At 37.9% G+C, this 22,497-nt stretch carries 26 protein-coding genes; 8 read left to right on the forward strand and 18 right to left on the reverse strand.

Annotation, left to right across the window (positions count from 1 at the left end; translation table 11 throughout):
* Positions 1-41 precede the first annotated feature (41 nt).
* Both ACLIJJ_RS00285 and ACLIJJ_RS00290 read right to left on the reverse strand, forming a co-directional pair.
* Entirely contained in the window at positions 42-1,685 is a 1,644-nt protein-coding gene (locus ACLIJJ_RS00285; protein ID WP_411410411.1) for an alkyl sulfatase dimerization domain-containing protein, read from the reverse strand.
* A gap of 11 nt (positions 1,686-1,696) precedes the next feature.
* Complete coding sequence (locus tag ACLIJJ_RS00290) at positions 1,697-2,947, reverse strand: MFS transporter (RefSeq protein ID WP_411410412.1); 1,251 nt, start codon at positions 2,945-2,947, stop codon at positions 1,697-1,699.
* Positions 2,948-3,119: 172 nt separating this feature from the next.
* On the opposite strand from ACLIJJ_RS00290, the gene ACLIJJ_RS00295 reads away from it, so the two are divergent.
* Entirely contained in the window at positions 3,120-4,025 is a 906-nt protein-coding gene (locus ACLIJJ_RS00295; RefSeq protein WP_341076907.1) for a LysR family transcriptional regulator, read from the forward strand.
* A gap of 38 nt (positions 4,026-4,063) precedes the next feature.
* On the opposite strand, the gene ACLIJJ_RS00300 is transcribed toward ACLIJJ_RS00295, so the two are convergent.
* The 3 genes from ACLIJJ_RS00300 to ACLIJJ_RS00310 all read right to left on the reverse strand — a co-directional run bounded on the left by ACLIJJ_RS00300 (position 4,064) and on the right by ACLIJJ_RS00310 (position 6,509).
* A complete protein-coding gene (locus ACLIJJ_RS00300; RefSeq protein ID WP_233313807.1) occupies positions 4,064-4,657 on the reverse strand; it encodes a cell wall hydrolase in 594 nt (197 codons plus the stop codon).
* 230 nt (positions 4,658-4,887) lie between these two features.
* Positions 4,888-5,187 (reverse strand): antibiotic biosynthesis monooxygenase family protein, encoded by a 300-nt coding sequence (locus ACLIJJ_RS00305; protein WP_233313806.1) that lies wholly within the window; start codon positions 5,185-5,187, stop codon positions 4,888-4,890.
* A gap of 170 nt (positions 5,188-5,357) precedes the next feature.
* Positions 5,358-6,509 carry a tetratricopeptide repeat-containing glycosyltransferase gene (locus ACLIJJ_RS00310; protein ID WP_341079488.1) on the reverse strand — a complete coding sequence of 384 codons (1,152 nt, stop codon included), beginning with the start codon at positions 6,507-6,509 and terminating at the stop codon, positions 5,358-5,360.
* A 186-nt stretch (positions 6,510-6,695) separates the two neighbouring features.
* On the opposite strand from ACLIJJ_RS00310, the gene ACLIJJ_RS00315 reads away from it, so the two are divergent.
* Positions 6,696-7,613, forward strand: a complete 918-nt coding sequence (locus ACLIJJ_RS00315) for an aldo/keto reductase (protein ID WP_233313805.1) — start codon at positions 6,696-6,698, stop codon at positions 7,611-7,613.
* 36 nt (positions 7,614-7,649) lie between these two features.
* On the opposite strand, the gene ACLIJJ_RS00320 is transcribed toward ACLIJJ_RS00315, so the two are convergent.
* The 5 genes from ACLIJJ_RS00320 to ACLIJJ_RS00340 all read right to left on the reverse strand — a co-directional run bounded on the left by ACLIJJ_RS00320 (position 7,650) and on the right by ACLIJJ_RS00340 (position 10,874).
* Positions 7,650-7,976, reverse strand: a complete 327-nt coding sequence (locus ACLIJJ_RS00320; RefSeq protein ID WP_251646024.1) for a YnfA family protein — start codon at positions 7,974-7,976, stop codon at positions 7,650-7,652.
* Between the two features lie 202 nt (positions 7,977-8,178).
* A complete protein-coding gene (locus ACLIJJ_RS00325) occupies positions 8,179-8,313 on the reverse strand; it encodes a hypothetical protein (protein WP_267913278.1) in 135 nt (44 codons plus the stop codon).
* A 233-nt stretch (positions 8,314-8,546) separates the two neighbouring features.
* Positions 8,547-9,143 (reverse strand): dienelactone hydrolase family protein, encoded by a 597-nt coding sequence (locus tag ACLIJJ_RS00330; protein ID WP_411410413.1) that lies wholly within the window; start codon positions 9,141-9,143, stop codon positions 8,547-8,549.
* A gap of 15 nt (positions 9,144-9,158) precedes the next feature.
* Positions 9,159-10,034, reverse strand: coding sequence for a DMT family transporter (locus ACLIJJ_RS00335; protein WP_233313802.1), 876 nt, complete (start codon positions 10,032-10,034; stop codon positions 9,159-9,161).
* Positions 10,035-10,211: 177 nt separating this feature from the next.
* Positions 10,212-10,874 carry a DUF4272 domain-containing protein gene (locus ACLIJJ_RS00340; RefSeq protein ID WP_411410617.1) on the reverse strand — a complete coding sequence of 221 codons (663 nt, stop codon included), beginning with the start codon at positions 10,872-10,874 and terminating at the stop codon, positions 10,212-10,214.
* Positions 10,875-11,060: 186 nt separating this feature from the next.
* Between ACLIJJ_RS00340 and ACLIJJ_RS00345 the strand changes: the two genes are divergently transcribed.
* The gene (locus ACLIJJ_RS00345) at positions 11,061-11,570 is read left to right on the forward strand and encodes a CBO0543 family protein (protein ID WP_233313800.1); all 510 of its coding nucleotides are present in this window, start codon (positions 11,061-11,063) and stop codon (positions 11,568-11,570) included.
* Between the two features lie 91 nt (positions 11,571-11,661).
* Positions 11,662-11,886, forward strand: coding sequence for an alpha/beta-type small acid-soluble spore protein (locus ACLIJJ_RS00350; RefSeq protein ID WP_233313799.1), 225 nt, complete (start codon positions 11,662-11,664; stop codon positions 11,884-11,886).
* A 67-nt stretch (positions 11,887-11,953) separates the two neighbouring features.
* On the opposite strand, the gene ACLIJJ_RS00355 is transcribed toward ACLIJJ_RS00350, so the two are convergent.
* The 4 genes from ACLIJJ_RS00355 to ACLIJJ_RS00370 all read right to left on the reverse strand — a co-directional run bounded on the left by ACLIJJ_RS00355 (position 11,954) and on the right by ACLIJJ_RS00370 (position 14,630).
* A complete protein-coding gene (locus ACLIJJ_RS00355; protein ID WP_233313798.1) occupies positions 11,954-12,934 on the reverse strand; it encodes a DUF3231 family protein in 981 nt (326 codons plus the stop codon).
* Between the two features lie 111 nt (positions 12,935-13,045).
* Positions 13,046-13,504, reverse strand: coding sequence for an NUDIX domain-containing protein (locus ACLIJJ_RS00360; RefSeq protein ID WP_233313797.1), 459 nt, complete (start codon positions 13,502-13,504; stop codon positions 13,046-13,048).
* A 22-nt stretch (positions 13,505-13,526) separates the two neighbouring features.
* Complete coding sequence (locus ACLIJJ_RS00365) at positions 13,527-14,081, reverse strand: GNAT family N-acetyltransferase (protein ID WP_411410414.1); 555 nt, start codon at positions 14,079-14,081, stop codon at positions 13,527-13,529.
* A gap of 219 nt (positions 14,082-14,300) precedes the next feature.
* On the reverse strand, positions 14,301-14,630 hold the full coding sequence (locus ACLIJJ_RS00370) for a hypothetical protein (RefSeq protein ID WP_233313795.1): 330 nt from the start codon (positions 14,628-14,630) through the stop codon (positions 14,301-14,303).
* Positions 14,631-14,754: 124 nt separating this feature from the next.
* Here ACLIJJ_RS00370 and ACLIJJ_RS00375 point away from each other — a divergent pair, with 124 nt between their 5' ends.
* Positions 14,755-15,807, forward strand: a complete 1,053-nt coding sequence (locus tag ACLIJJ_RS00375) for a Gfo/Idh/MocA family protein (protein ID WP_237941450.1) — start codon at positions 14,755-14,757, stop codon at positions 15,805-15,807.
* A gap of 30 nt (positions 15,808-15,837) precedes the next feature.
* On the opposite strand, the gene ACLIJJ_RS00380 is transcribed toward ACLIJJ_RS00375, so the two are convergent.
* Complete coding sequence (locus ACLIJJ_RS00380) at positions 15,838-16,476, reverse strand: C40 family peptidase (RefSeq protein ID WP_237941451.1); 639 nt, start codon at positions 16,474-16,476, stop codon at positions 15,838-15,840.
* Between the two features lie 77 nt (positions 16,477-16,553).
* On the opposite strand from ACLIJJ_RS00380, the gene ACLIJJ_RS00385 reads away from it, so the two are divergent.
* Together ACLIJJ_RS00385 and ACLIJJ_RS00390 are read left to right on the forward strand one after the other, a co-directional pair.
* Positions 16,554-18,737, forward strand: a complete 2,184-nt coding sequence (locus ACLIJJ_RS00385) for a diguanylate cyclase (protein WP_411410415.1) — start codon at positions 16,554-16,556, stop codon at positions 18,735-18,737.
* A gap of 135 nt (positions 18,738-18,872) precedes the next feature.
* Positions 18,873-19,442, forward strand: coding sequence for a GNAT family N-acetyltransferase (locus ACLIJJ_RS00390; RefSeq protein ID WP_411410416.1), 570 nt, complete (start codon positions 18,873-18,875; stop codon positions 19,440-19,442).
* Positions 19,443-19,502: 60 nt separating this feature from the next.
* On the opposite strand, the gene ACLIJJ_RS00395 is transcribed toward ACLIJJ_RS00390, so the two are convergent.
* The 3 genes from ACLIJJ_RS00395 to ACLIJJ_RS00405 form a co-directional block, all read right to left on the reverse strand.
* Positions 19,503-19,784, reverse strand: a complete 282-nt coding sequence (locus tag ACLIJJ_RS00395; RefSeq protein WP_233313790.1) for a hypothetical protein — start codon at positions 19,782-19,784, stop codon at positions 19,503-19,505.
* Between the two features lie 139 nt (positions 19,785-19,923).
* Entirely contained in the window at positions 19,924-20,121 is a 198-nt protein-coding gene (locus tag ACLIJJ_RS00400) for a hypothetical protein (RefSeq protein WP_341076945.1), read from the reverse strand.
* A gap of 400 nt (positions 20,122-20,521) precedes the next feature.
* The gene (locus ACLIJJ_RS00405) at positions 20,522-21,979 is read right to left on the reverse strand and encodes an MFS transporter (protein ID WP_341079491.1); all 1,458 of its coding nucleotides are present in this window, start codon (positions 21,977-21,979) and stop codon (positions 20,522-20,524) included.
* An 88-nt stretch (positions 21,980-22,067) separates the two neighbouring features.
* Between ACLIJJ_RS00405 and ACLIJJ_RS00410 the strand changes: the two genes are divergently transcribed.
* Positions 22,068-22,493 (forward strand): MarR family winged helix-turn-helix transcriptional regulator, encoded by a 426-nt coding sequence (locus ACLIJJ_RS00410; RefSeq protein ID WP_411410417.1) that lies wholly within the window; start codon positions 22,068-22,070, stop codon positions 22,491-22,493.
* Positions 22,494-22,497 lie beyond the last annotated feature (4 nt).

Here is a 22,497-nt window from a genome sequence, read left to right on the forward strand (position 1 = left end):
AAACCGCCTTTTATCTGCCAAGACGGTTTTTTACAAACTAATTATTTTTGAAAGAAGCCAACAAACTGACTAAAGGATACTGCATCCCCAGTAAGCTGAAAACCTGCATTATTTGCCGCATCATTTGGATTTAGAATACCTAATATAATCTCCTTCCAAATAGATGAACTTGTTGCTACCGTTATATCCGGGTTTGTTAAACATCCTTCCTGAATATCGATAATGCCATTGCGGATGACTAAAATATGCTGCTTCTGATCGTCTGTATTGGTAAGGCTTATGGAAAGCGCTCGATGCTCGCATTTTTCAGGCTGTAGAAGAATCGTCATTTGCTGAAAGAACGCGCGAATGGGCATTTTTTCAGCATAAGCGGAGTGGTTGCTTCGATTGTTTAAAAATGGCACACCGTTTTGCAGCTCTTTCGCTTGAGATAGATAATAAGAACGATTATTCGAGTTATAAGATCTTAGTCCAAGCTCTGTTAACGCACGAATCTTAACTTGCAACGCTTGATCATTTTCAGGCAATAAAGACAGCAGCATGTCCGCTAATTGTGCTGCCCACTGAAATTCACCATTTTCAACAGCATTTGTTGCTTCCTTCAGCAGCCTGTTATTTCCTCCGGCAAGATCCGCCATTTTTTGGGCAAAAGCACGGGAACTTAATTGTTCCAAATTAGAAGCATTGCCGTCAAACCATCCTAAATAACCGCTGTAAATCGCGCGAACGGATTGGGATATGCTGCCATACAGCTCACGCAGTTCTTCGTATGAAGCTAGAGATTCTGGCAAAGAAATTTCCTCCACTAATTCATCAACCGTTTTTCCTGCATTCATCCCGCGTACCGTGCTGTCATGAATATATTGAATTCCATCTCGGTAAATCGTTAATAATTCAGCGATTTTATCTTTGCCATATACAGGTTCAGTATGACCAAGCACTAAGTATTCGGCTTGCAGCGCGCGCATTTTATCGAGAGAGTATACCCATTGCAGTACTGGCCGTGGGCTTGTTCCTCTGATCGTATACAGATTCGGAAAAGCTGGATAGTAGTTATCCGCACCAAGCAATACCTTTTCCTCTGGTAGCCAAATAAAGATTTGGTCTTCTGTTTCACCAGGAGCGGAAACTAGCTGCATAACGGTGGATCCAAACTGCAATTTCACCGCATCTTCAAACACTGTGGTTGGCACCATTATTTTTTTTGTGCCGCTTAGTTTTAAAGCAGGTCCTAAACCACTGTATGGATAATGCTCCGGCTGAAGAAAAACGCCAAATTGTCTTGCCCCCCTTATTTCAAGTATACTATTTAACTGGTTATACTGTGTTTGAATAAAATCGAGCGTAAGCTTGTTGGCATAAATTTCTGTTTTATCATCTGCAAAAACGGAGGCTCCGTTAATATGATCAGGATGACCATGTGTATAAATAACAGCTATGGTTGGCAATGGCGATATTTTATCAAACTCTTTTTTTACTTCAGCCGCCGTTTCTATTCCTTCGGTTGTATCAACGATAATATTTCCTGCATCTGTTACTATTAAAGTCGAATTCGCCAGTCCATATCCAACTGCGCAATAAATATTTTCAGTAACCTTTTCCACTCTTTTCGTAAACCGTTTTGTATGTTCCTGCAAATACATTAATGCTAGTTCTTTCTCATCCTTGCTTACACTATATTTCATCTTATTTCCTCCTATTTTAAATGAATTCCCATATTTTGTTGACCTGGGATTATTTCTTTCTGAGCCGGCCTTGCAAACAATGCAAACAGGACTGCACTAATTATCAGCAGGATTGCCATCGCCTGTATATTTCCGTTAAATCCGGTAAGCGAATCACCAGATGTATCAATCACTTTGCCAAAAATTATTGGCGCAATAATACCTGAGGTTGTCGCTAATCCCATCATAATACCTGACATCAGCCCTTTTCTCTCAGGCATCAAGCTGTTTACAACTTGCGGACCGAGTGTGAAAATAAGCATAATCAGCCCGTTTTCTAAAATTAAAATAAGCGTCATAAGTGCTACAGACTCTGTTATGGTAAAAAAGAAAAATACTATCCCCGCTAACGCTGCACAAATGGATGTAAATAAAACACGGGACAGCCATATATTTTTGCTTCTTTTGAAGATAAAGTCAGAATAAGCGGAGAGTCCGACAGACAAAATTGCTCCTGTCGCACCAGCGGTCGCTTTCATATAGCCCATTACACTTGGTGAGATTCCCTTTACTTCGGTTATGTAAGTTGGACTAAAGACAAGACTGAAGGTAATAACACTATAACCAATAAAGGCAATCATTGTTGTAAATACAAAGGTGGTTGAAAAAATGGTCTTCCTTACATCAGTCCAGACTATTTTGGTTTTTGCAGAAGTTTGTTCTACAGTGTGAGGAGCCTGGAGTCGTCCTAGCCATAACCAGATAAAAACAAACAGCAGGCTCACACCACCTAAAAATAAAAACGTCATTTTCCAGCCTGTTTGAGTGATAAGCCAGATTAAAACCGGAACAGAGACAGCTTTTCCGACTGTATTTCCTAAATTTAGAATCGAAATAGCAAACCCTCTTGATTCTGGGGCAAACCATTTGCTAAGATGGCTGACAGCTGTTGCAAAAAACGGCCCTTCACCAGCACCTAGTAACACACGAGTCATAATTAAAAACGGTAATCCTGCGGCAAACACTGTGACGGACTGGGCTATAGTCCAAATGATTGCCATAATCAGCAGCATCTTTTCTGTCCCAAACCGATCAGACAGAGCCGCTCCGACAATACCAGCGACAGAAAACAGCCAAAAGAATGAACTGCCCACAATGCCCCACTGCTCATAATTGAGCTGCAAATCATTCATGATAGGAACGGCTGATAAGCCAATCACTGTTTTGTCTGCGAAATTAATGACAGCCAGTAAAAACACAGCCCCTAAAATCAACCAACGCATAACTCCTTCCTCCTTTGAAGCATAATCGACAGCAATTTATGGAATCTCCCTTCTACCAATTCCGAGTAAACCATTAAGAAAAGATTGAATAAATTATATAATGTAGTTTATGATTAATAAAATTAAACTTTTTGAAGGTAAGGTAAGGAAAACTTATAGAAGGTGGGAGTCTATGAAGATTGAACAGCTTGAATATGTACTCGAAGTTGCAAAATCAGGAGCAATTTCCAAAGCATCAGAAAACCTGCATGTCACACAATCAGCTGTGAGCCAATCAATCACTGCTCTTGAAAAAGAACTGGGTGTTGTTTTGTTTCACCGTGCCAGAACAGGAACATTGCCTACCATACAAGGCAAAAAAGTAATTCAAAAGGCAGTGGAAATTTTATTAAAAGTAGAGGAATTACGCGAAGAAATAAAAGAGGACTCAAAAGATGTTCAAGGGAAGCTAACATTTGCTTCCATCCCAATCTATATGCCCTATTTACTGGAGCCGCTCGCAGCCTTTAAAGCGGATTATCCAAATGTAGAGATTGAGATTATGGAGCAGGAAACACATGAAATAATCAACGATATTACCCGTTTTGAACTGGACATTGGACTGATAACACTACATGATGGTCTAAAGGATAAAATGGAAAATCTTGATTTTCAGCTTCTAAATAAAGGGGAAATGAAGGTATTCGCACATAAAGATTCGGCCATTTCTGTTAATGATAGCATTGAGCCACAAGCACTCATTAATGAAACGATTGTTATGTATGACGGAGATTATGTAAAATGGTTTGTTCAAAACTTTATTGCTGAATTTGGAAGCTTACAAATATTGTTTACATCGAATAATACGGATGTCATTAAAAAGGCCGTCATTCAAAACATGGCTATCACCTTCTCACCAGAGCTTTACAAGGAAGGAGATACTCTCCTTGTTAATCAAAACGCTATAAAAAAAATGAACATTCTGAATCACCAGCCTGTACATATCGCTTTTGGTTTTGTATATCCTAAGAAGAAGACTCCATCATTGCTTGCTAGAAAATTCATGAAATATATAGAATCAGCAATGTCTCCTAACTAAAAAAACACCACTCCAAAATGGAGTGATGCAGGATTCAATTATTTTGCAAACGTATGGTTACCAATTTTGATAGTCACTTGACGTGAGAAAATCCAATCACTTGTAGATGTTTTTGGGTTATAGAAAAACAGAGAGCCTTGTCCGTAGCCTCTTGAAGCAATTGCTTCTGTTACTGCCTTTTTCGACTCTGCATCTGCAGACTCATTTATTGCTCCATTTTGCACAGGTGTGAAGGCATAATAGCCATTGTCTTTTTGGTAGATTACATCTTTAATAGTATCAGGGAAATCTTTGTTATCCAATCTGTTTAAAATAACCGTTGCCACAGCGACTTTCCCTGCATATGGCTCACCTTTAGCTTCTGCAGATACAAGACGTGCCATTAGATCTTTATCAGCTGCTGAAATAGTAGAATTAGGAATAGTCAGCGATTGACCAGGAATAAGCATGTTGCTTGTAGCATCGTTTGCGCTTTTTATGCTGTTTGCTGAAACACCAAATTTATTTGCAAGAATCCAATAAGTTTCGCCACTTTGGACAACATGATTGGTGGCGGCTTTAGACTGCGTATTAAACCCAAATAAGGAAAGGGCTACTGTTGAAACAATAAGTAGTTTCTTTAAGTTTTTCATAGATTGTTAACCTCCTAGAATCATTCTTTAATACTCTAGTAGGTTAACAGATGTAATATATATATTCATGTGCCAAAATATTACACATAAAAAGAAAAATGCTCAATATCTTGCTGGATAAGTGGTCCGCTCTTTTAAAAAGGCAGGCATTACCAGAAATAATAGCTTCTCTTTCTCTTCTATGCTCTATTATTACACTATTATTTCGAAATTGTTGCATCGTTTATTCGTTATTTGCTTATATAAACAGATTTAAAATGCTCTACCGTTGGAAAAGGATCATAATAATGGTGAAGCAGCTTTTTCCAGTTCTCATACTCTGCTGATTGCCTAAACCCGATTGTGTGATCTTCAAGCGTCTGCCACCTGACCAACAGCAAGTATTTGCCCACATCTTCCATACAGCGCTGCAATTCATGCTCTATATAGCCTTTTTTGCTTGCAATAATGCTCGATGCTTCAGCAAATGCTTGTTCAAACTCCGACTCCATTCCTTCTTTCACGTTAAGCATGGCTGCTTCCAATATCATTCTTACTGCCCCCAAATTTATTTTAAGTAATTCTGTACTATTCTCTGTGCCTTTCAAGAATCCCTGCACTGATGAGGGGGAAAATATTAAAAGGAAGAGACCCTGTTTTGATATGGTTATAAAAAAAGCAGATTTAATAGAAAAAAACACTGAAGTAATATTCAGTGCTTTTAGTGATAATACTGGCTAGTCTGCTCAAGCCATGGATGTAAATGTCTTGGCAATTCTTCCTTCCTTGCTAGCAAGCGTTCAAGTGCTTGTTTACCAGACAGTTTGTTTTTTTCTATATAGAAGCCTGCAATGGCCAGTTCACAGTCAAATCTATAATCATGAACCGTATAATCGACAAACAGCAGATCGTTTGCTGGGAACGGAATTGATTTCCCTTCTGCTGCAAATAAATAGGCAAGCTGATAATTTTTTAATTCTCGATGAATCCGAGCGAGGTGATAAATGGCTTCACCTCTTGATGGTCTATACATCCATGCTTGCTGCAATCGAAATAAAGATAATGCCAGCAATTCTTCCCGCTTAAGATTTACAGAGGAGCGGTTCGCGAGTTGTTCATAAGCAAGACCAATTTTCAGCATGCTGTAATACACTTCCTCCTGCCAGCCGCCTTCTGCTATTCGCTTTTTATACCATTCAATTGCGTTGGAGTAATCCTGCAAATCATAATAAGTTTGTGCTAAATAGAACATATATCTTTGCCAAAGCGGCTTTTGGTTCTCGTCTTGTACAGCCTCTTCGAGCAATCTTTTGTCTCTTTCAAACTTATCTTGTTTGCTTCCGCCATCTTCCTTATCAAGAATGAAAATATTCTCAAGCTTTCCAACAGTTCCTGTGGCAGGAGATTCTTTCAGCTCCCAGTACTCATGTGTCACACCGACGCATTCCCATGAACGTTTTGCATGGATAAGCCGCGTGTTCCAATACTTTAAATCTTGATTCATCTGCATGATTAAATATTGGTCACTTTTTAAGTTATTTACATGAAATGCAAGGGAATTCTGCAGGATCATATCTGCATCCAATAATAAAAGATAATCAGAGTCTGGATAGGCAACTTGTGCCAGATTCACAGACAGTGTTCGGTTATATCCGAAGTTTTGAAATGGAGTATGATGAATCGTACATTCTTTGCCATTATCTTTTGCCCAGTTTTTGATAATTTTAACCGTGTCGTCTGTCGAACCTGTATCACAGATGGAGAGAGAATCAATAATCGCTTCAGCTGAATCTAGGCATCTTGTGATTATTTTAGACTCATTTTTAACAATCATACAAAGTGTAATGCTTTTCGTGAATGCTTCCAATCCCATTTCCTCCTTCAAAGTATCCGCTCCTTTGTCGCTTATATTAAAATATGAACGTTACCTTTTTTCGGAAGTGCTATTATCCTAGCTGTGCTCTAAAGTTGACGGTGAAATCGCTCTCATTTATAATTCAACTTAGGCTCATGGGACATTCTGTAATGTACGTGAACTAACCATAAAGGGGGAAAAATCATGAGAACAATGAAGCTTGGATCAAGCAATTTAGAGGTGCCAGTTGTCTCTGTCGGCTGTATGCGCATCAATTCGCTTGAAGCAAAAGAAGCGGAGCATTTTATTCAAACTGCATTAGAGCAAGGAGCTAATTTTTTTGATCATGCAGATATATATGGCGGCGGAAGCTGTGAGGAGATTTTCGCTGACGCTATACATATGAGTCCTACTGTTCGAGAAAATATTATTTTGCAATCCAAATGCGGAATTCGCAAGGGAATGTTTGATTTTTCCAAAGACCATATCCTCCAATCTGTTGATGGCATCTTACAACGATTAAACACAGAATATCTTGATATTCTTCTTTTACATCGTCCTGATACACTTGTTGAACCAGAAGAAGTAGCAGAAGCTTTTGATATCCTGGAAAGCTCAGGAAAAGTCCGTCATTTTGGTGTATCCAATCAAAATCCAATGCAAATTCAACTATTGCAAAAGTATGTAAAACAACCGATTGTTGCGAATCAACTTCAATTAAGCATCACAAATTCGACCATGATTTCGAGCGGTTTTAACGTCAATATGGAAAACGAATCGGCTATTAACAGAGACGGCGGAATTCTCGATTTTTGCCGTCTTCATGATATTACTATTCAGCCTTGGTCACCATTCCAATATGGATTTTTTGAAGGCGTATTTTTGGACAATGAAAAATTCCCAGAATTAAATCAAAAAATTAATGAAATTGCAAAAAAATACAATGTCAGCAATACTACTATTGCAATTGCATGGCTGTTACGTCATCCAGCGAAAATGCAGCCAGTGATTGGAACAATGAATCAATCAAGATTGCAGGACTGTATAAAAGCGAGCGATATCACTTTAACTCGTGAAGAATGGTATGAAATTTTCCGCGCAGCAGGAAACATACTTCCATAAATAAAAAATGCAGCTTCCAATGGGAAGCTGCATTTTTTAGGAACGTGGTGCAAACAAAATGATACCAGCACCTAGCAGACAGATACAGGCACCAATCCAATCATAAAAATCGGGTGTTTTTTTATCGACACCCCATCCCCAGAGCACAGACAGAATAATAAACACTCCGCCGTAAGCCGCATAAACCTTGCCGAAGGACGGAAATGTTTGAAAGGTGGCAATAACGCCGTAAAGTATAAGTGCTATCGCTCCAATCAAGCCGAAGGAAAGGGGCTTGCCTTCCCTTAACCATAGCCAAATGAGATAGCCGCCGCCAATTTCTGCCAAGCCTGCAATAATAAACATCAGCATGGAATAGAACATAAATGAATAACTCCTAATAAATAATGGTACTTACTCCTTGCCAAATCGTACCATAGCTGCTGCAAAACCTCTATAAAAAACCATAATTTTATGTAATAAGAGACAGATTAATTAACTATCTTATAAACACCATCTTTTTTATATTCCGTGCAAATAAAACAAAAACCACATCCCAGTCGGAATGCAGCAGCAGCGATACAAGTTATTCGGGATTAGAATTCTCCTCTTCGTTGGAGTCTGCGAGAATTTTTTTAATTTCTCCAATATCACCTTTAGCATTGATAATTTCAAAAATTTGATTCAATCCTTCGCTCGTTGTATCCTCGTTTTTACTCATATTCACCCTCCTTTTTACCGATATTGTTCGCTTGCAGCCACCAATTTATGTAATCATAATATTATTTTAATATATTACGTCAAAAAACCTTAAAAGAAACGTTAGTCCCCGTTCTTTTAAGGCAAAAACACAATAGTGATAACAATAGTTCAAGGCATTGTTCTTATGTTATCTATATTTATATCGTCTAAAATGAAGTTTTTTACACTAGGAAAAATTATCCTTATACAATTTTAGTTAGAACGAAAAAAGGCAAGCATATGACTCCAAGCAGTTTTCGCACTATCTATATTGAAACTTTTAGAAAACGGATCACAAAAACCGTGCTTTCCAGTCAACTTAACCTGCTTTACTTCTTTTTTTACTAAAATATCCATCAAGCTAGTAACATCAAACGACTGTTCTTCTTCCGGAAAAACTAGCAAAACAGGACATTTAGGCACAAGTTCTGTATAGTCTCTAATTCTCGATCCATAAAGGCACACCGCTCCATCAATGTCTGCAGTGCTCGAGGAGGCTAACCATGCGGCCGTCGCACCAACACTAAAGCCGACGATAAAAATCTGCTTATATTCCCTTCTATTTTCTGAAGCAAGTTTACATAAACTTGCTCTACTATTTAAAAAGCTGCAGTTAGTATGGAAATGGTGATATGCTTCCTTTTCCTCCGAATAAGAAAAAGCTAGCGGTTCTTTCAACAGATTAGGACATACGACATCAAATCCTGCTTGTGCTACCTGCTCACAAAACGATTTTATATGCTCATTTATTCCATAAATCTCATGTGCAACTATGATTAGATTAGGTTGATTTTGGATGATTTTTATCATTTAGTTCTCCTCGGATTATTCCACTAAACTTTTGAGTCTGCGTTTTTTATAGTCTGTAATACCAATAAGAATGATGGAAGCTAAAAGAATGACCGCTCCTAATATATTTAGTGAAGTTAAAGGAACAGGAAAGAATGGATAAGAAACGATTGCGAGAATAACTGGACTGGCAGCTCTCATGATGTTTGCAATGGAAAAACGGATTCGCTTCAATGCCTCATATAAAAACAAGGTTCCTAAAAACCCTGTCATCAGAGAAGCTGCAGCGGTAAGAGAAACACTTTGAGCAGACACTTGCCAGCTTACAGGAAAAATCAGCAGATAGAGTGCAAGAAGAAAAAATGTCCACAGGCTGTTTGTAAACAGAATCGAGTTAGAATTCCTGCCTTTCTCCATTCGCCATTTTATAAGGACATTGCATAAAGCAAAGAAGAACGTATACAGGAGAGCGCAAATGACTCCTGCAACTGACAGACTTCCGCTGTCTTTAGGTGTAATAAACAGGAAGGTTCCGGCAACAGCAAGGAGAACGAGCATCCATTCTGTTTTTGAGATTTTTTCTCTTAACAAAACAAATGAAAGTAAAACAGCAAATACTGTGTAAAATCGGCCCAGAAAACCGACTTGTACAGGTGAAAGCAAACTTAAGCTCACATACATAAATAAGACACCGAGCACATTGCAGACAGACAACAAGGTCATATCTTTTGAAACATAAAACTTAACTGGTTCTTTACGAAGCATTCCCCAAATAAAACTCGCAATTACAATTGTGCATGCATTAATAAATGCAGCAGCACTAGCTGAAATGGTTTGCAAGCCAAACTTTGCAATTAAAGGCCCAACCCCCATCATTAATATAGAAGCTATATTATAACCATATCCTTTCACACATTTTTTCCTCCTCTGCTAAAAATAGACGAGCTGTTTACGTACAAGTCCTTTAAAAAATAGTATTCAATTAAGAAAAAAACGTTCGAGAAAACGCTATCATTTATACCTATTCTAACGCCTTAAGTCTCAGGAGTGGCAGCGGAAAAATCCAGCTGTCATTTAGACAGCTGGATTTTATGTATCTGTGCTTATCTCATCCCATGTTTGATCCATGTAATGAACAAGCCAGTTTAAGGCATAATGCCTTTCATAAACAACTCCCTCATCAAAGACAGCAGGAATTTCGGTTCCGTTTAGCTGTGCATCACGGACTGCCCAATGAGCACGATAAATAAAATCAATCTCATCCAATATCATACTCTTTGGTTTAAGTTCGGCCTTATGAAGAAGCTCTGTCCGCGAGCTTTCCAGGATCATTTCCAACACCAGATCTACATCACATGTTTGATCAGGCATTCCTAATTCCGGAACGAGATCAATGGACCACATCAAAATCCAAATACATTCAAGCTTCCAAGAAAAATTAATTTTAGCTTGCTCTGGCAAGATCGCTGCCATCATAAACTGACGTTCTTCGTTTGTAAACAAAGCAGCAGCCTGAAATTCTTCCGTTGTTTCCTCCAAAAAATCATCAGGTGCTCCCAGTGCCTTAGCAGCGGCTATAGTCAAAGGAATTATGCGGTCTACAATCTCTTCTTTAGTACGAACTTCTGTATATTGCTCTGCCTCGACATAGGGCAGGTGCTTATTAACAGGCACAGATAATCTTTGCAATTGCTCTTCTGATTTTCTTTTGCGGAGCATATGGCTGGTCATCATCCACCAACTTTCTTTCATCAAAAAATTTATTCTATGTACATTACGTACCCAATAAATAATTCGACAGTAACATACCATTTCCTTTTTTTACTTGAATCAAATATAGATAACTGACTTATGAATAATTAGTGCTGATTAATGAAAATATATTCAAGTAGATAAAAGATTAAGACCTGATTTTTTATAGGTGATGGGAGTTTTCATATGCATCTTCTGCTATCCATTATTCTTATATCAATCTGCTTTTTCAGAAAAGATTGGAAGAAAATCCACCACTATCATCTTACCATCCTGTATGTTATCATCTGTGACTTATTATATAATCTACTTTGCGCAGACAAGCTCCTATGGAAATACAATCCTGATTTCTTTCATGATTATCCTGTTCTTGTTGACATCTTGCACAGTTTTATAAATCTGCCGTCCATAACGCTTTTATTCTTGGCTAATTACCCTAATAAAAGAGGATACTTCAGACAAATTAAATATATTTTACAATGGATTGCTGGTTCATTAGTAATTGAATCACTTTTTCTATATTTTAATCGTATTGAATTAATAAACGGCTATAAGGCGTGGATGGAAATACTTTTTTACACGGTTATGTATGTAATGCTTCGTCTCCATCATCTACGGCCGTTGGTAAGCTATCTTCTCTCAGCTGTTATTATTATCTTTTTGATATTGTTTTTTAAGATTCCTTTAACATCATAAAAACAGTCTTTATAGCTAATATTCTTCCAGAATTTATTATACATGCTTCCTTCAAAAACCGTACATGATATAGTCAAGGAGGTGAATCACAATGGCAAATCGCAGTAATGGTAATAGCAGCAACAATCTTCTTGTACCTGGTGCTGAGTCCGCACTAGAACAAATGAAGTATGAGATTGCACAAGAGTTTGGTGTTCAACTTGGCGCTGAAACAGTAGCTCGTGCCAATGGTTCTGTTGGTGGAGAAATTACAAAACGTCTTGTTGCAACAGCTCAATCACAATTGGCTGGTCAATCTGGCAACGTAATTCGCTAACAACTTCATATAATGGAATAAGGCTATCTTCTAATATGGAAGATAGCCTTTTTTATATTCAACTTTATTAAAGCTCCATTTTAGGAGGTTCTTCCATCCATCCTTTTTCCATCATCAGTTTGGCACCCTCCATCGTATACTCAAATGCATCCTTTGCAAAGATTGCAGACTTGGCAATAACGTCATTTCGCAGGATAAATGCAGAGCTGAAACCTTGCCCGCCAATGCTGAACCCGCCTAATAAATATGTACAATATAGCATCAGTCTTTCAGAAAACGGTGCTTCTGTTGAAGAAGTTAGTAGCCCGCCAGGTAATGTTGGAGAAGGGATATTGTTTTCCACTAATATTTTTTCTGTTCCTTGCAGAATTTCTTCTGATAACTGCTGACCTTTAGTAAAATATTGTTTTGCTTCTCTATCTGTAGAACATTGAGCAAATGCTTTCATCAGCTGCATACCAAACAGATTTGTTTCAACAGAATGATGCAGCAGTCCATACTCCACTGTGTTTAACTGTCTTTTTTGGCCGAGAAGATTCGTTCCTTTCATATAGGACGTATCACTGATGAAATCAACGGAATTTGGCATTTTAATTGTAGTTGGCAGCTGCAAAAACTCCTTGGCCAGCAAGTAATCAGTGAAATGCCGGTAATACATATGCGTTAATTCCGTCAACTCTCTGTAAAAGTTGATTATTTCATCTCGATAGGAAATGGTTGTATGAAGAACATACATCCCCATGCTAATCTCCTTTAATATCCGGCAAAACATTACATCAAAACCATTCGTGAAAAGAGCAGGTGCATGTTCATTGATATCTTCTTTAGTAAAGCCGCTTGGTAGAGCAGCACCGCCGTCTTTAATCATGATTTCCATTTCTTCTACTTTCTTTTCCAGCTTTTCGTATAACCCGGACATCAAGCTTTTCGCCTTATTGTCTTCAGCATGCTGGATAAGATGCTCTAAAATCCGTAAAATCATTGTTTTCTTATGGTAGGTTGTCCATAATGCTCCAAGTTCGACAGAGGTCAATAGATCATTTTTCATCTGTTTTATGCTCCTTCAAAACACTTGAGAAATTTAGTTCGGTAGCATTAGTATTTGCTGGGAAACCAATTCTATACCATAATATTCATATATAACCAGAAAATATTTAATCTAAAAGCAGCTTTTATTTCCATTCGCTTTAAAACCATTTCCAAACTTTTTAACAGCCCACACATGATGGGCATGATGCAGATATTTCTCACAATCTTCGATATCAAGCCATTTAGTAGTATAATCCTGTTCAAGTGGTTTTTTCTTTTGTGCAGTCAGAGCAGCATAATAAAAGTGCCCGTCATTATGGATAGGAGCACCACTTGGAGAAAGAAAATACATATCAGCACGTCCGATGTATTGAGCATTTGCTATTGTAAAGCCAGTTTCCTCCAGCAGCTCTCTTTCTAAACACTGCAGATTCGTTTCACCCTCTCTTGTTCCCCCACCAGGCAGGAAATAATGACCGCGAGGATTTATAACTGTAAGCAAGCTTCCATCTTTAATTATGACTGCATATACAGCTTTACGGTACCGATACTTTAATGTTGAGTTGCGAGCACCAAATATTACTCCCATTTAACATCACTCCTTATATCATTTAACTTTCTATATTGTGATGTCTGCCCATGACAATTGTGCTGTAAAAACGTCCATCAGCTAATCGTTTATCATTCTTTAATATTCCTTCTACTTCAAAGCCGTGCTTCGTATACATGCTGATCGCTTTCTGATTTGTCTCAAGTACAGACAATGATAGCTTTTTTAATGGGATGCTATCAGCCCACTCGATTGTGCTCTTCAATAAAAGTGTGCCAATTCCGCAACCCCAAAATTCCTTTAACACACAGATCCCAAAATCAGCACGATGGGTTGTTCTTTTAAGCGCGCCGCCCTCGCATCTTGAAAAACCGACAAGCCTACCAGCCGTCTCAGCAACCAAAAACAAGCTGTTATTCGCAATAGTATCCTCATTTATCACTTTCTTAAATGCTGCTTCATCCAAAAAGGCCTCTCCCTTTTCTCTATCCATATTTTCCGTTTCTCCGTCAATCTGCAGCCGCAAATTTGATAAGCTTGCTGCATCCTTTTCTTCTGCTGTTCTAATCGAAAAAGCTAGATTATTTCGTTCATATTGCTTTTCAGCTAGTTTCATTTGTACAAACACCCCTCTATAAAAATAGGAACATGAAAAAAAGGCTCCTGAAGTCTGAGCCTACGTTAATAATTTTTAGTTTTTAGTTGAGTTTACTACCCTGTTACCATTTATAATGAGATTGTATTCCAATTTTACCAATCCGAGAAACGCAGTACAATTATATTTTCTAAAAATTGTAAAGTTCAGCATAGAAAAAAGCTCCCGCATTCGGAAGCTTTACTCATTTTTTTCCTTTATTTGTTCACGAATCTGCTCCAATTCCTTCAATGATAGCTTATTGAGGGACTTTTTGATTTCTTCTTCCACGACTTTTCTGTTGCTTTCCTTATATTCATCCCACCACTCTTTTAAGCCTTTTGTATTATCAAGTAAATAAGACACATCGATTTCTTCTACTTCATCATCGGAGATGTAGGTCATCACTGCCGCTAGTAATCGATTAAGCTCCGCTATTTTATCCTTATGCTCCTCTTTATGCAGTGCTACTACTTTCGATTCTGTTTCAGCCGCTGCGTCTTCCTTGTCAGCTTCATGTTTCTTCGGCATCGTAAAGCCCCCTTGAATCATTTTGCCGTTAGTATAGCCAACTTTAAAAAATCTTATTGAACTATCCCTGGTCTTAAATGAATTCTATTTAATGATGAAGAAGAATACATTATAATAACTATATATGAAAACGCTTAACAAACTGATAGAGGTGATACATTTGGCTACTCATAAAATCATTATTGCCGGCTGCGGCAGCATGTCCCATACTTGGTTAGAATATGCTTTGCAGCGCGAGAATGCAGTAATAGCAGGACTTGTTGATTTACATGCAGAAACGGCGTTAACTTTAGCAGAAAAATTCGATTTAGAAGTACCAGTTTTTACGGATATTAATGAGGCAATCAAAAACACTGGAGCAAACCTTGTATTTGATGTTACCATTCCAGCAGCTCACCCCTTTATTGTTTCGGCTGCATTAAAGGCGGGCTGTCATGTATTTGGTGAAAAACCAATGGCAGAAACCGTTGAGGATGCGCAACGGTTAGTTGATTGTGCTATGGAGACTGGAAAGAGCTACAGTGTTATGCAAAACCGTCGTTATAACCGGCAAATCCGCGCCTTTGGCGAGCTCCTTGCTTCTGGTATGATTGGTGACATAGGTTCTTTGCATGCGAACTTTTTCCTTGGACCTCATTTTGGCGGTTTCCGAGAAATCATGGATAGCCCTCTCATTGTGGATATGGCTATCCATACATTCGATCAAGCACGCTTCCTTCTGCAGGCAGACCCTGTTTCTGTGTATTGTCATGAATACAATCCGAAGGGCTCTTGGTATAAAGGAAACGCATCTGCTGTCTGCATTTTTGAAATGAATGACGGCTCTGTATTCACTTATAATGGCTCTTGGTGTGCAGAGGGACTTAACACCTCCTGGGAATCTGACTGGCGGGCTACTGGTAGCAGCGGCAGTGCAGCATGGGACGGAACAACCAGTCTCTATGCAGAAATAAAAAACACCTCAAACGAAGACAGCTTCATTTATCCAGTAGAAAGAAAGAATTATGAAGGCAGCTGGACAGCTCGTGAAGGGCATTGGGGCTGTCTTGATGAAATGTTTGCTTCCATTGAGAACGGCAGAAATGCAGAAACAGATTGCCGAGATAACATAAAAAGCATGAAGATGGTCTTTGGTGCAGTGGAGAGTGCAAAAAAAGGGGTGAAAATACATTTTTAAAGCTGGCGGTTAACGCCAGCTTTTTTGGATTTAGCCGACAGCCTCTTCTTTTTCAAGTTCGATGTAGATTTCCTCTTCCCATAGAGCGGAAAGCTGTTTAATATGACTATCAGTAGAAAAATCCATCGGCATAAGGCCGTTCAGCGGCATTTTTGGTTTAGAAAGACCGAGAACCTCCAGCGTTTCCCCAATCAGCTTGCTGCAAGTATAATCTTTGCTTCTACTATGGATAGAGAAGATTCTTCCTTCGATTACTTCTTCAATCATCTTCCATTCAGATGGGTTCGGTATGCCGTGCACTTCCTTTATGTACGTATATAATTTGTCCATGTTAACAGCACTATGTTTTTTTAGAGAACGAACTGCATAAACCGGTGGTACATAAGGGACTAGATCCGCTCCGTATGTCTTCAGGCGATCAATCAGCTTAACTAGCTTAGGACCGGTTTTATGATCATGCTCAAGAACATCTTCTAAGTTTGTTAATGCAGTAGATTCAAAGAAATACACCTCTCCCTCAGGATCGGGCCTTACAACCATGCCTACATGGGACCACTTGCTATGCTCTAATTCTTCCACTAGCTTGCTGATAGGATATTTGCCATTAAACAAAATGATATCACCTGTTTGGAAGTCTTTTACAAGTTTACTATATAATTTACTTTTCATTTTTTTCCTCCACTGGTAGAGAGTTTAGAAAATCATGGTATAATTATACTACTAATTTACATTAGAGGAGTTATTTTATGAAAGTATTCTTTCAGAGTCGTCTTCTGTTCCTGCTGTTATTTATTGCTGTATGGACGGCATCTGCACACCTTGTATCAGCTGCTGAGATTAAGATAGGGAACAGCCTGAACGAACTAAATGCAACAAACAAGACTAGCATTTATATTGATTATTCCGATAAAATCGCTCCTAATAGTATAGTAGATAAACAGGATGAGTTCCGTCCATTTTCCGAAGCCAACCCTTCCGGTAACATCAGCTCAGCAAGCTACTGGATAAAGCTTCCTCTGACTAATATGTCTTCAAGTGAAAAGGAACTTCTTCTTGAAATTAAAAAACCACATCTCAGCTCTGTTACTTTGTACAGAGAAGTAGCAGGCAAGCTGATAGAAGAAGACACAATTGGCTACAGTCTACCTTTCAATGATCGGAAAATTAAGCATAAAAATTTGTTATTTCCTATCACTTTGGAGAAAGATGGTGAACAAGTTTATTTTCTGAAAATAAAGACAGACACTTTCTTTCAAGCACCGATTGTCTTATGGGACCCTATCTCTTTTTCAACTGATAATTATTTTACCCAAACCGCAAACGGCATTTATTTTGGAGTAATGATCGCAATGATCATTTATAATACTTTTCTATTCTTTTCATTAAAAGAAAAAACGTACTTATATTATATTTTCTTTGTCATTGGCTTTACGGTTATGCAGTTGATTTGGGATGGTTATGCATATCAATTCTTGTGGGGAGATTCCCCATGGTGGGCATTGAGGTCTAATTCCTTTTTTATCATATTCACGTCATTATTTGCCCTGCAATTCACCAAACATTTCCTGCAGGTGAAAACAGCTGCTCTTTGGCTGTATAAGCTGACCAATTGGATTCTTGCTGTTTTCTGTTTGTCACTGCTTGCTCCGCTAATGTTTGCTCCATCGCTATCAACGATGATTAGCACGGTTGTGGCGACGATTTTTGTCTTTTATATTATTGCTGTTGCAATAATCGTGAGGGCTCATTCAAGAGAAGCTAAATATTATTTTGCAGCATGGGGTCTGCTCGTTTTAGGGGTTGTCCTAAACCTGCTGGCTGCCTATAAAATCCTGCCGCTCAATCATTTTACACTTATTGCTCCAAAAATTGGCGCACTAGTAGAGGTGTTTATTCTTTCTCTTGGTCTTGCTGACAAAATCAAAAGAATCAGCCTTGAAAAAGAACAAGAAACAAAAAAATACTATATTCAGTCGATGCTCCACAACTCTTATAAAAATATGGAAGCGATGGAAGAAACACCAGCCCTTATTGAGAGCGGGCTGACCGTATTGCAAGATGTGACAAAATACGAAAATGCTTTATTTTTAGAACGGGAAGAAGAAGGCTGGAGTGTTTATGCACATAAGGGAAATGCCATAAAAACAGACAAATGGACTGTTTCAGAAGAGTTTATGGATAATCCTCAATTTATGACAAATATCCGTAATAACCCTTTTGGCATTCAAAATGATATTCACTCCTTAATCTCGATTCCGATAAAGGCTGCTAAAAAGGAAGGATTGTTTGTTGTATTTAACGAGCAAGAAGGAGAACTTCAGAAATTCGAAGCTAACATCATTACCGAATCGTTCGCCGATCATTTTCAGCATATTCTTACAAAGCTAGAAAACTATCAGAATTTGAAAGTTTCCGCCATGTTTGATCATCTGACTAATCTTTATAATCGGAAGTATTTCTTTGAGCAAATAACAGACCTTTATCAAATAACAGCAAGCCTGAATGACAGCTCTTCCCTGTTCTTAATTGATATTGATCATTTTAAAAATGTTAATGACACATATGGTCATATGACTGGCGATAAAGCAATTATTTTTGTAGCCAACATTATTCATAATATATGTCATAACAGTGGAATTATCGGCCGCTATGGCGGTGAAGAATTCATTGTTTTTCTGCCAAATACGTCCCATAACCAAGCTAAAACGATTGCAGATCAGCTTGTTCTTGCAATGCAAGACCAAGCAATGGAGCTTGAATTTGGCGGCAGTCTTCCGCTGACAATCAGTGTCGGTATCAGCTCCGGTGAAACAAGCAAAACAAGTCTGCACCAGCTAATCTTAAATGCAGATGCCGCATTGTATCAAGCAAAAGCACAAGGAAGAAATCAGGCAGTTGTATTTATGAAAGAAGCGAAAAAACCAGTTTAATCGTATCAAGAGACACCAGTCATTAAATCGGTGTCTTTTTTTTACAAAAATTACCTAAGTATTCGAACAATAATTACATTTTTTATGCGTCATGCTATGATAATGATATATTATTCTTGAAGGGCGGTAACATACTTGGAAAAAACGCAAATTACTGTGAAGCCATTTCAGCGAGAACATATAAGCATCATAAATAAAACAAATGAACCATTCTCCATCATCGGTCGGCTGATTCCCTCATTTAATAATGGTAAATGGACTTATGAAGAAGAGCTGTATGAACATACGTCATATACAAAATTTCCTGATGATAACCTTGAATGGGATGATTATATAAACAAAGAGAATAAAATAATCTTTCTTGCCTTTATAGGTGATGAATATATCGGGCAAATCCGTCTAATTAAAGATTGGAATAAGTTCTGCTATATTGAGAATATTGCAGTGTGCAAAGATTATCGAAAAAATGGGGTTGGTAAAACATTGTTTGCAACAGCAGAACAATGGGCAATACAAATGAGCTTACGGGGAATTTCTCTTGAGGCACAGGATGATAACCTGCTAGCCTGTAAATTTTACATAAAACAAGGAATGGAACTTGGCGGTATTGATACTTTAAAGCATGTCTTTCATCCAAATATTGATAAAACATTGTATTGGTATAAAGTCTTTCCCGAATATAAAGTTCCTGTAATTAATCGTTAAACTGACTTAAGATGCTCCCCTAACAGAGAGTAATTAGCTTTTGTTAGGGAGCTTCTTTTATTAAGGCTCCGAAATTCCATAGGCAAGTGCTAGGAAGAAGGTAACTACTCCTAACCCTAAAAACAGAACAGTGTTCGCTATTAAACTAAAAACCTTAAAAGATTTTTTACTTAATAAACCAAAAATAAACGATACAACAAATCCGACCAATATCAAAAGATATAAAAGGACTACTGTCCCTAACTCAAAAACTCGAGGCAGGATAAATATTACAAAGGCTGCTGCAACTAAGATAGCCGTTAATATAACGGATCTCATGCCCCAAACATCTTTCTCATTCATTTTTGTTCACCTCCATTCACATTAAAAAATTCCCGTTTGTTTATTATTGCATATATGTAATTATTTGTCATTTTTTTGCATTATAGGTTTATTTCATTATAGAATTTTTATAGTAATTTGCTTTATTCTCTGTACTCGCCTATAAAAAAAGAGCCTGTTTGCAAGGCTCTTGACACTCTTTAACTATTTCTGTAAACACCCCATGATATTTGTCTTGCCTGAGGTGCTGTATTCCCACAAGAAGGGCATCTTGGGCTGTTTCCTCTTGATAAGTCAGAGCAATTCCAGCAATACCAATGGCCGCATTTGCTGCAAGTGCCTCCGTTTGCCTTATCATGCCCTGTACAAAAATGACATGCCATTTATTCTCTCCCCTTATGTCGTTTTATCTAATTAATCTCTACACTACTAATATATAAAATTGGCATGTAGTTTGTTCACCTAAATTGGAATTTAAAATCAGTGTGTTTATTAGCTTTTTTATTTTTTTATAAAGACGAATACACGTCGGAAGTTAAAATTTAGGTGTTCAGGGTTAAGTTATTAAAACATACGGTGCCATCTTAGGCAGGATAGCTGTTTTGCTAAAGACACATGGCAGTATCGGTTTAAAAACTGAAGATGGCGCAATTGGTATGCAAGAAATTGTCCAAATCTTTTAGGACTGTCCATTACATAATCAAAACTTCACCATGCAATAAAAAGCACTTGATTCGGATAACGAATCAAGTGCTTTTTTATGCGGTATTTTCCCTTCTCTTCATCCCTTTTCTGGATGAATAAAATCGAAGTCCTGTAAGAATTGCCCCTATGAAGCACAGAATACTTGATCCGATAAACACGACATGCATGCCTGCTAGAAATATGTCAGGCCTGTCAGGAATCAATGCTGTCACTCGGTAGCCTGCATGCAAGCTCATCACAGAAAACAAAGTGCTTGTTGCGACAGAAATACCGACGACCATTCCTAAATTTCTCACGAGTGAATTTATACTGCCAGCAATTCCGAGCTGTTTTCGATCAACTGTAGACATGACTAATGAATTGTTAGGAGATTGAAATAAGCCTGTGCTTGCTCCAAGCAAAACAATTAGTATCGATAATGTGAGAATACTGCTGCCTTCATGAAGAAATGTTAACCCTATCTGGGCGATTATCATTAAAATCAACCCAGCAAAGGTTATTATTTGCCCGCCAATCTTATCAGAAAGAGCTCCGCTAAACGGTGCAACAACTGCCATTGCAATCGGAAACAGCATTAAAATATAGCCTGCATGCAATGGTGATAGTCCTAAAATATCTTGTGTATAAAATGGTGCAAGTATATTGAAGCAAAAATTAGCAACAAACACGAGAAATCCACAAACGATGCTGATCGTAAACAGAGAATTCTTAAATAGGGAAAAGGACAGCATGGGGTTTTCCGTCCTTCTTTCAACGAGAACAAACAGGATAAACAAAATAATCCCTATCAAAACAGATAAAATAATAAAAATATTAGCATAACCATATTGCTGACCTAACAGAAGACTTGAAAACAGAAATAATATCGCAAAGGCAAACAAGAGGCTTCCAGGAACATCGATCTTCACTTTTGTAGTCGTCACGTCCTTTGGCAGGAGCTTCCAGGCAATCATAATCGCAATAATGCCAATCGGCACATTAAGCCAAAAAATATATTCCCAGCCTAAACTAGATAATATAATGCCGCCAAGGCTTGGTCCTGCAATGCTTCCCAATGACACAAAGGTCCCTATTAAGCCTAACGCTTTGCCCCTTTCTCTTGGAGGAAACACTTCTGTGACTATCCCCTGATTATTCGCCATCGTCATCGCAGCGCCAATGGCCTGTACTACACGGGAAAAAATCAAAAATCCTAAAGAATGACTAAATCCACAAAGAAATGACCCGATAATGAAAATAATTGACCCGATTCGAAAGATTTTTATTTTGCCAAATATATCCCCCAGCTTTCCAAAGAACAATATCGCCGTACAAATCATCATTAAATAACTGCTGACAATCCATTGAGATTGCGCAAGGGGCAAGGAAAGCTCTTTTGAAACAGTTGGAAGAGCAATATTTACGATACTGCCATCCAATGTTGCCATAAAGGTAAACAAATTTAAAATAATTAATATCGTCCAGCGTTTTTCATGACCATTTGCTCCAGCTTGAACTGTTGCCAACATCATCACCTCTATTCATTAGTTGCGCACGCAACAATTTTATTGTAAACTAATCAAAAAGCTTAAGCAATTGACTTGATAAAATATAAGCGAGTTGACGAAATTGAAGGAAGCACCTTTAGGAAGATTAATATCTGTCATTCACAGACAAAACCAAAAATATTTGCTCAAAGCATTTAAACAATATCAAATCGGCAATGGCGGACAATATGCGTTCTTGAAATGGATCATTCAAAAACCTGGGATAAACCAAGACGAACTTACATCTAAGCTGAAATTCGATAAAGCGACAACCGCTCGTTCTGTCCACCAATTAGAAAAAGCTGGCTACATTATTAAGGAAACGGCCAGAAAAGACCGGCGTGCAAATGAACTTTACCCCACAAAAAAAGCTATTGATGTATATCCACATATACAATTTGTTTTAGACCAGCTAAATAAGGAATTAACTAAAAACTTAACAGATGAGGAAAGAAATCAGTTAATGTATTTATTAAAAAAAATAGATAACGGCCTGTAATGAA

This window comes from Niallia laureatilytica, assembly GCF_046613985.1.
In the GTDB taxonomy this organism is placed as follows: domain Bacteria; phylum Bacillota; class Bacilli; order Bacillales; family Cytobacillaceae; genus Niallia.

Excerpts from the sequence above, each read along its gene's own strand:
- ACLIJJ_RS00285 (WP_411410411.1), bottom strand. The coding sequence starts at position 1,685 with ATGAAATATAGTGTAAGCAAGGATGAGAAAGAACTAGCATTAATGTAT.
- ACLIJJ_RS00290 (WP_411410412.1), bottom strand. The coding sequence starts at position 2,947 with ATGCGTTGGTTGATTTTAGGGGCTGTGTTTTTACTGGCTGTCATTAAT.
- ACLIJJ_RS00295 (WP_341076907.1), top strand. The coding sequence starts at position 3,120 with ATGAAGATTGAACAGCTTGAATATGTACTCGAAGTTGCAAAATCAGGA.
- ACLIJJ_RS00300 (WP_233313807.1), bottom strand. The coding sequence starts at position 4,657 with ATGAAAAACTTAAAGAAACTACTTATTGTTTCAACAGTAGCCCTTTCC.
- ACLIJJ_RS00305 (WP_233313806.1), bottom strand. The coding sequence starts at position 5,187 with ATGATATTGGAAGCAGCCATGCTTAACGTGAAAGAAGGAATGGAGTCG.
- ACLIJJ_RS00310 (WP_341079488.1), bottom strand. The coding sequence starts at position 6,509 with ATGGGATTGGAAGCATTCACGAAAAGCATTACACTTTGTATGATTGTT.
- ACLIJJ_RS00315 (WP_233313805.1), top strand. The coding sequence starts at position 6,696 with ATGAGAACAATGAAGCTTGGATCAAGCAATTTAGAGGTGCCAGTTGTC.
- ACLIJJ_RS00320 (WP_251646024.1), bottom strand. The coding sequence starts at position 7,976 with ATGTTCTATTCCATGCTGATGTTTATTATTGCAGGCTTGGCAGAAATT.
- ACLIJJ_RS00325 (WP_267913278.1), bottom strand. The coding sequence starts at position 8,313 with ATGAGTAAAAACGAGGATACAACGAGCGAAGGATTGAATCAAATTTTT.
- ACLIJJ_RS00330 (WP_411410413.1), bottom strand. The coding sequence starts at position 9,143 with ATGATAAAAATCATCCAAAATCAACCTAATCTAATCATAGTTGCACAT.
- ACLIJJ_RS00340 (WP_411410617.1), bottom strand. The coding sequence starts at position 10,874 with ATGAAAGAAAGTTGGTGGATGATGACCAGCCATATGCTCCGCAAAAGA.
- ACLIJJ_RS00345 (WP_233313800.1), top strand. The coding sequence starts at position 11,061 with ATGCATCTTCTGCTATCCATTATTCTTATATCAATCTGCTTTTTCAGA.
- ACLIJJ_RS00350 (WP_233313799.1), top strand. The coding sequence starts at position 11,662 with ATGGCAAATCGCAGTAATGGTAATAGCAGCAACAATCTTCTTGTACCT.
- ACLIJJ_RS00355 (WP_233313798.1), bottom strand. The coding sequence starts at position 12,934 with ATGAAAAATGATCTATTGACCTCTGTCGAACTTGGAGCATTATGGACA.
- ACLIJJ_RS00360 (WP_233313797.1), bottom strand. The coding sequence starts at position 13,504 with ATGGGAGTAATATTTGGTGCTCGCAACTCAACATTAAAGTATCGGTAC.
- ACLIJJ_RS00365 (WP_411410414.1), bottom strand. The coding sequence starts at position 14,081 with ATGAAACTAGCTGAAAAGCAATATGAACGAAATAATCTAGCTTTTTCG.
- ACLIJJ_RS00370 (WP_233313795.1), bottom strand. The coding sequence starts at position 14,630 with ATGCCGAAGAAACATGAAGCTGACAAGGAAGACGCAGCGGCTGAAACA.
- ACLIJJ_RS00375 (WP_237941450.1), top strand. The coding sequence starts at position 14,755 with ATGAAAACGCTTAACAAACTGATAGAGGTGATACATTTGGCTACTCAT.
- ACLIJJ_RS00380 (WP_237941451.1), bottom strand. The coding sequence starts at position 16,476 with ATGAAAAGTAAATTATATAGTAAACTTGTAAAAGACTTCCAAACAGGT.
- ACLIJJ_RS00385 (WP_411410415.1), top strand. The coding sequence starts at position 16,554 with ATGAAAGTATTCTTTCAGAGTCGTCTTCTGTTCCTGCTGTTATTTATT.
- ACLIJJ_RS00395 (WP_233313790.1), bottom strand. The coding sequence starts at position 19,784 with ATGAATGAGAAAGATGTTTGGGGCATGAGATCCGTTATATTAACGGCT.
- ACLIJJ_RS00400 (WP_341076945.1), bottom strand. The coding sequence starts at position 20,121 with ATGATAAGGCAAACGGAGGCACTTGCAGCAAATGCGGCCATTGGTATT.
- ACLIJJ_RS00405 (WP_341079491.1), bottom strand. The coding sequence starts at position 21,979 with ATGATGTTGGCAACAGTTCAAGCTGGAGCAAATGGTCATGAAAAACGC.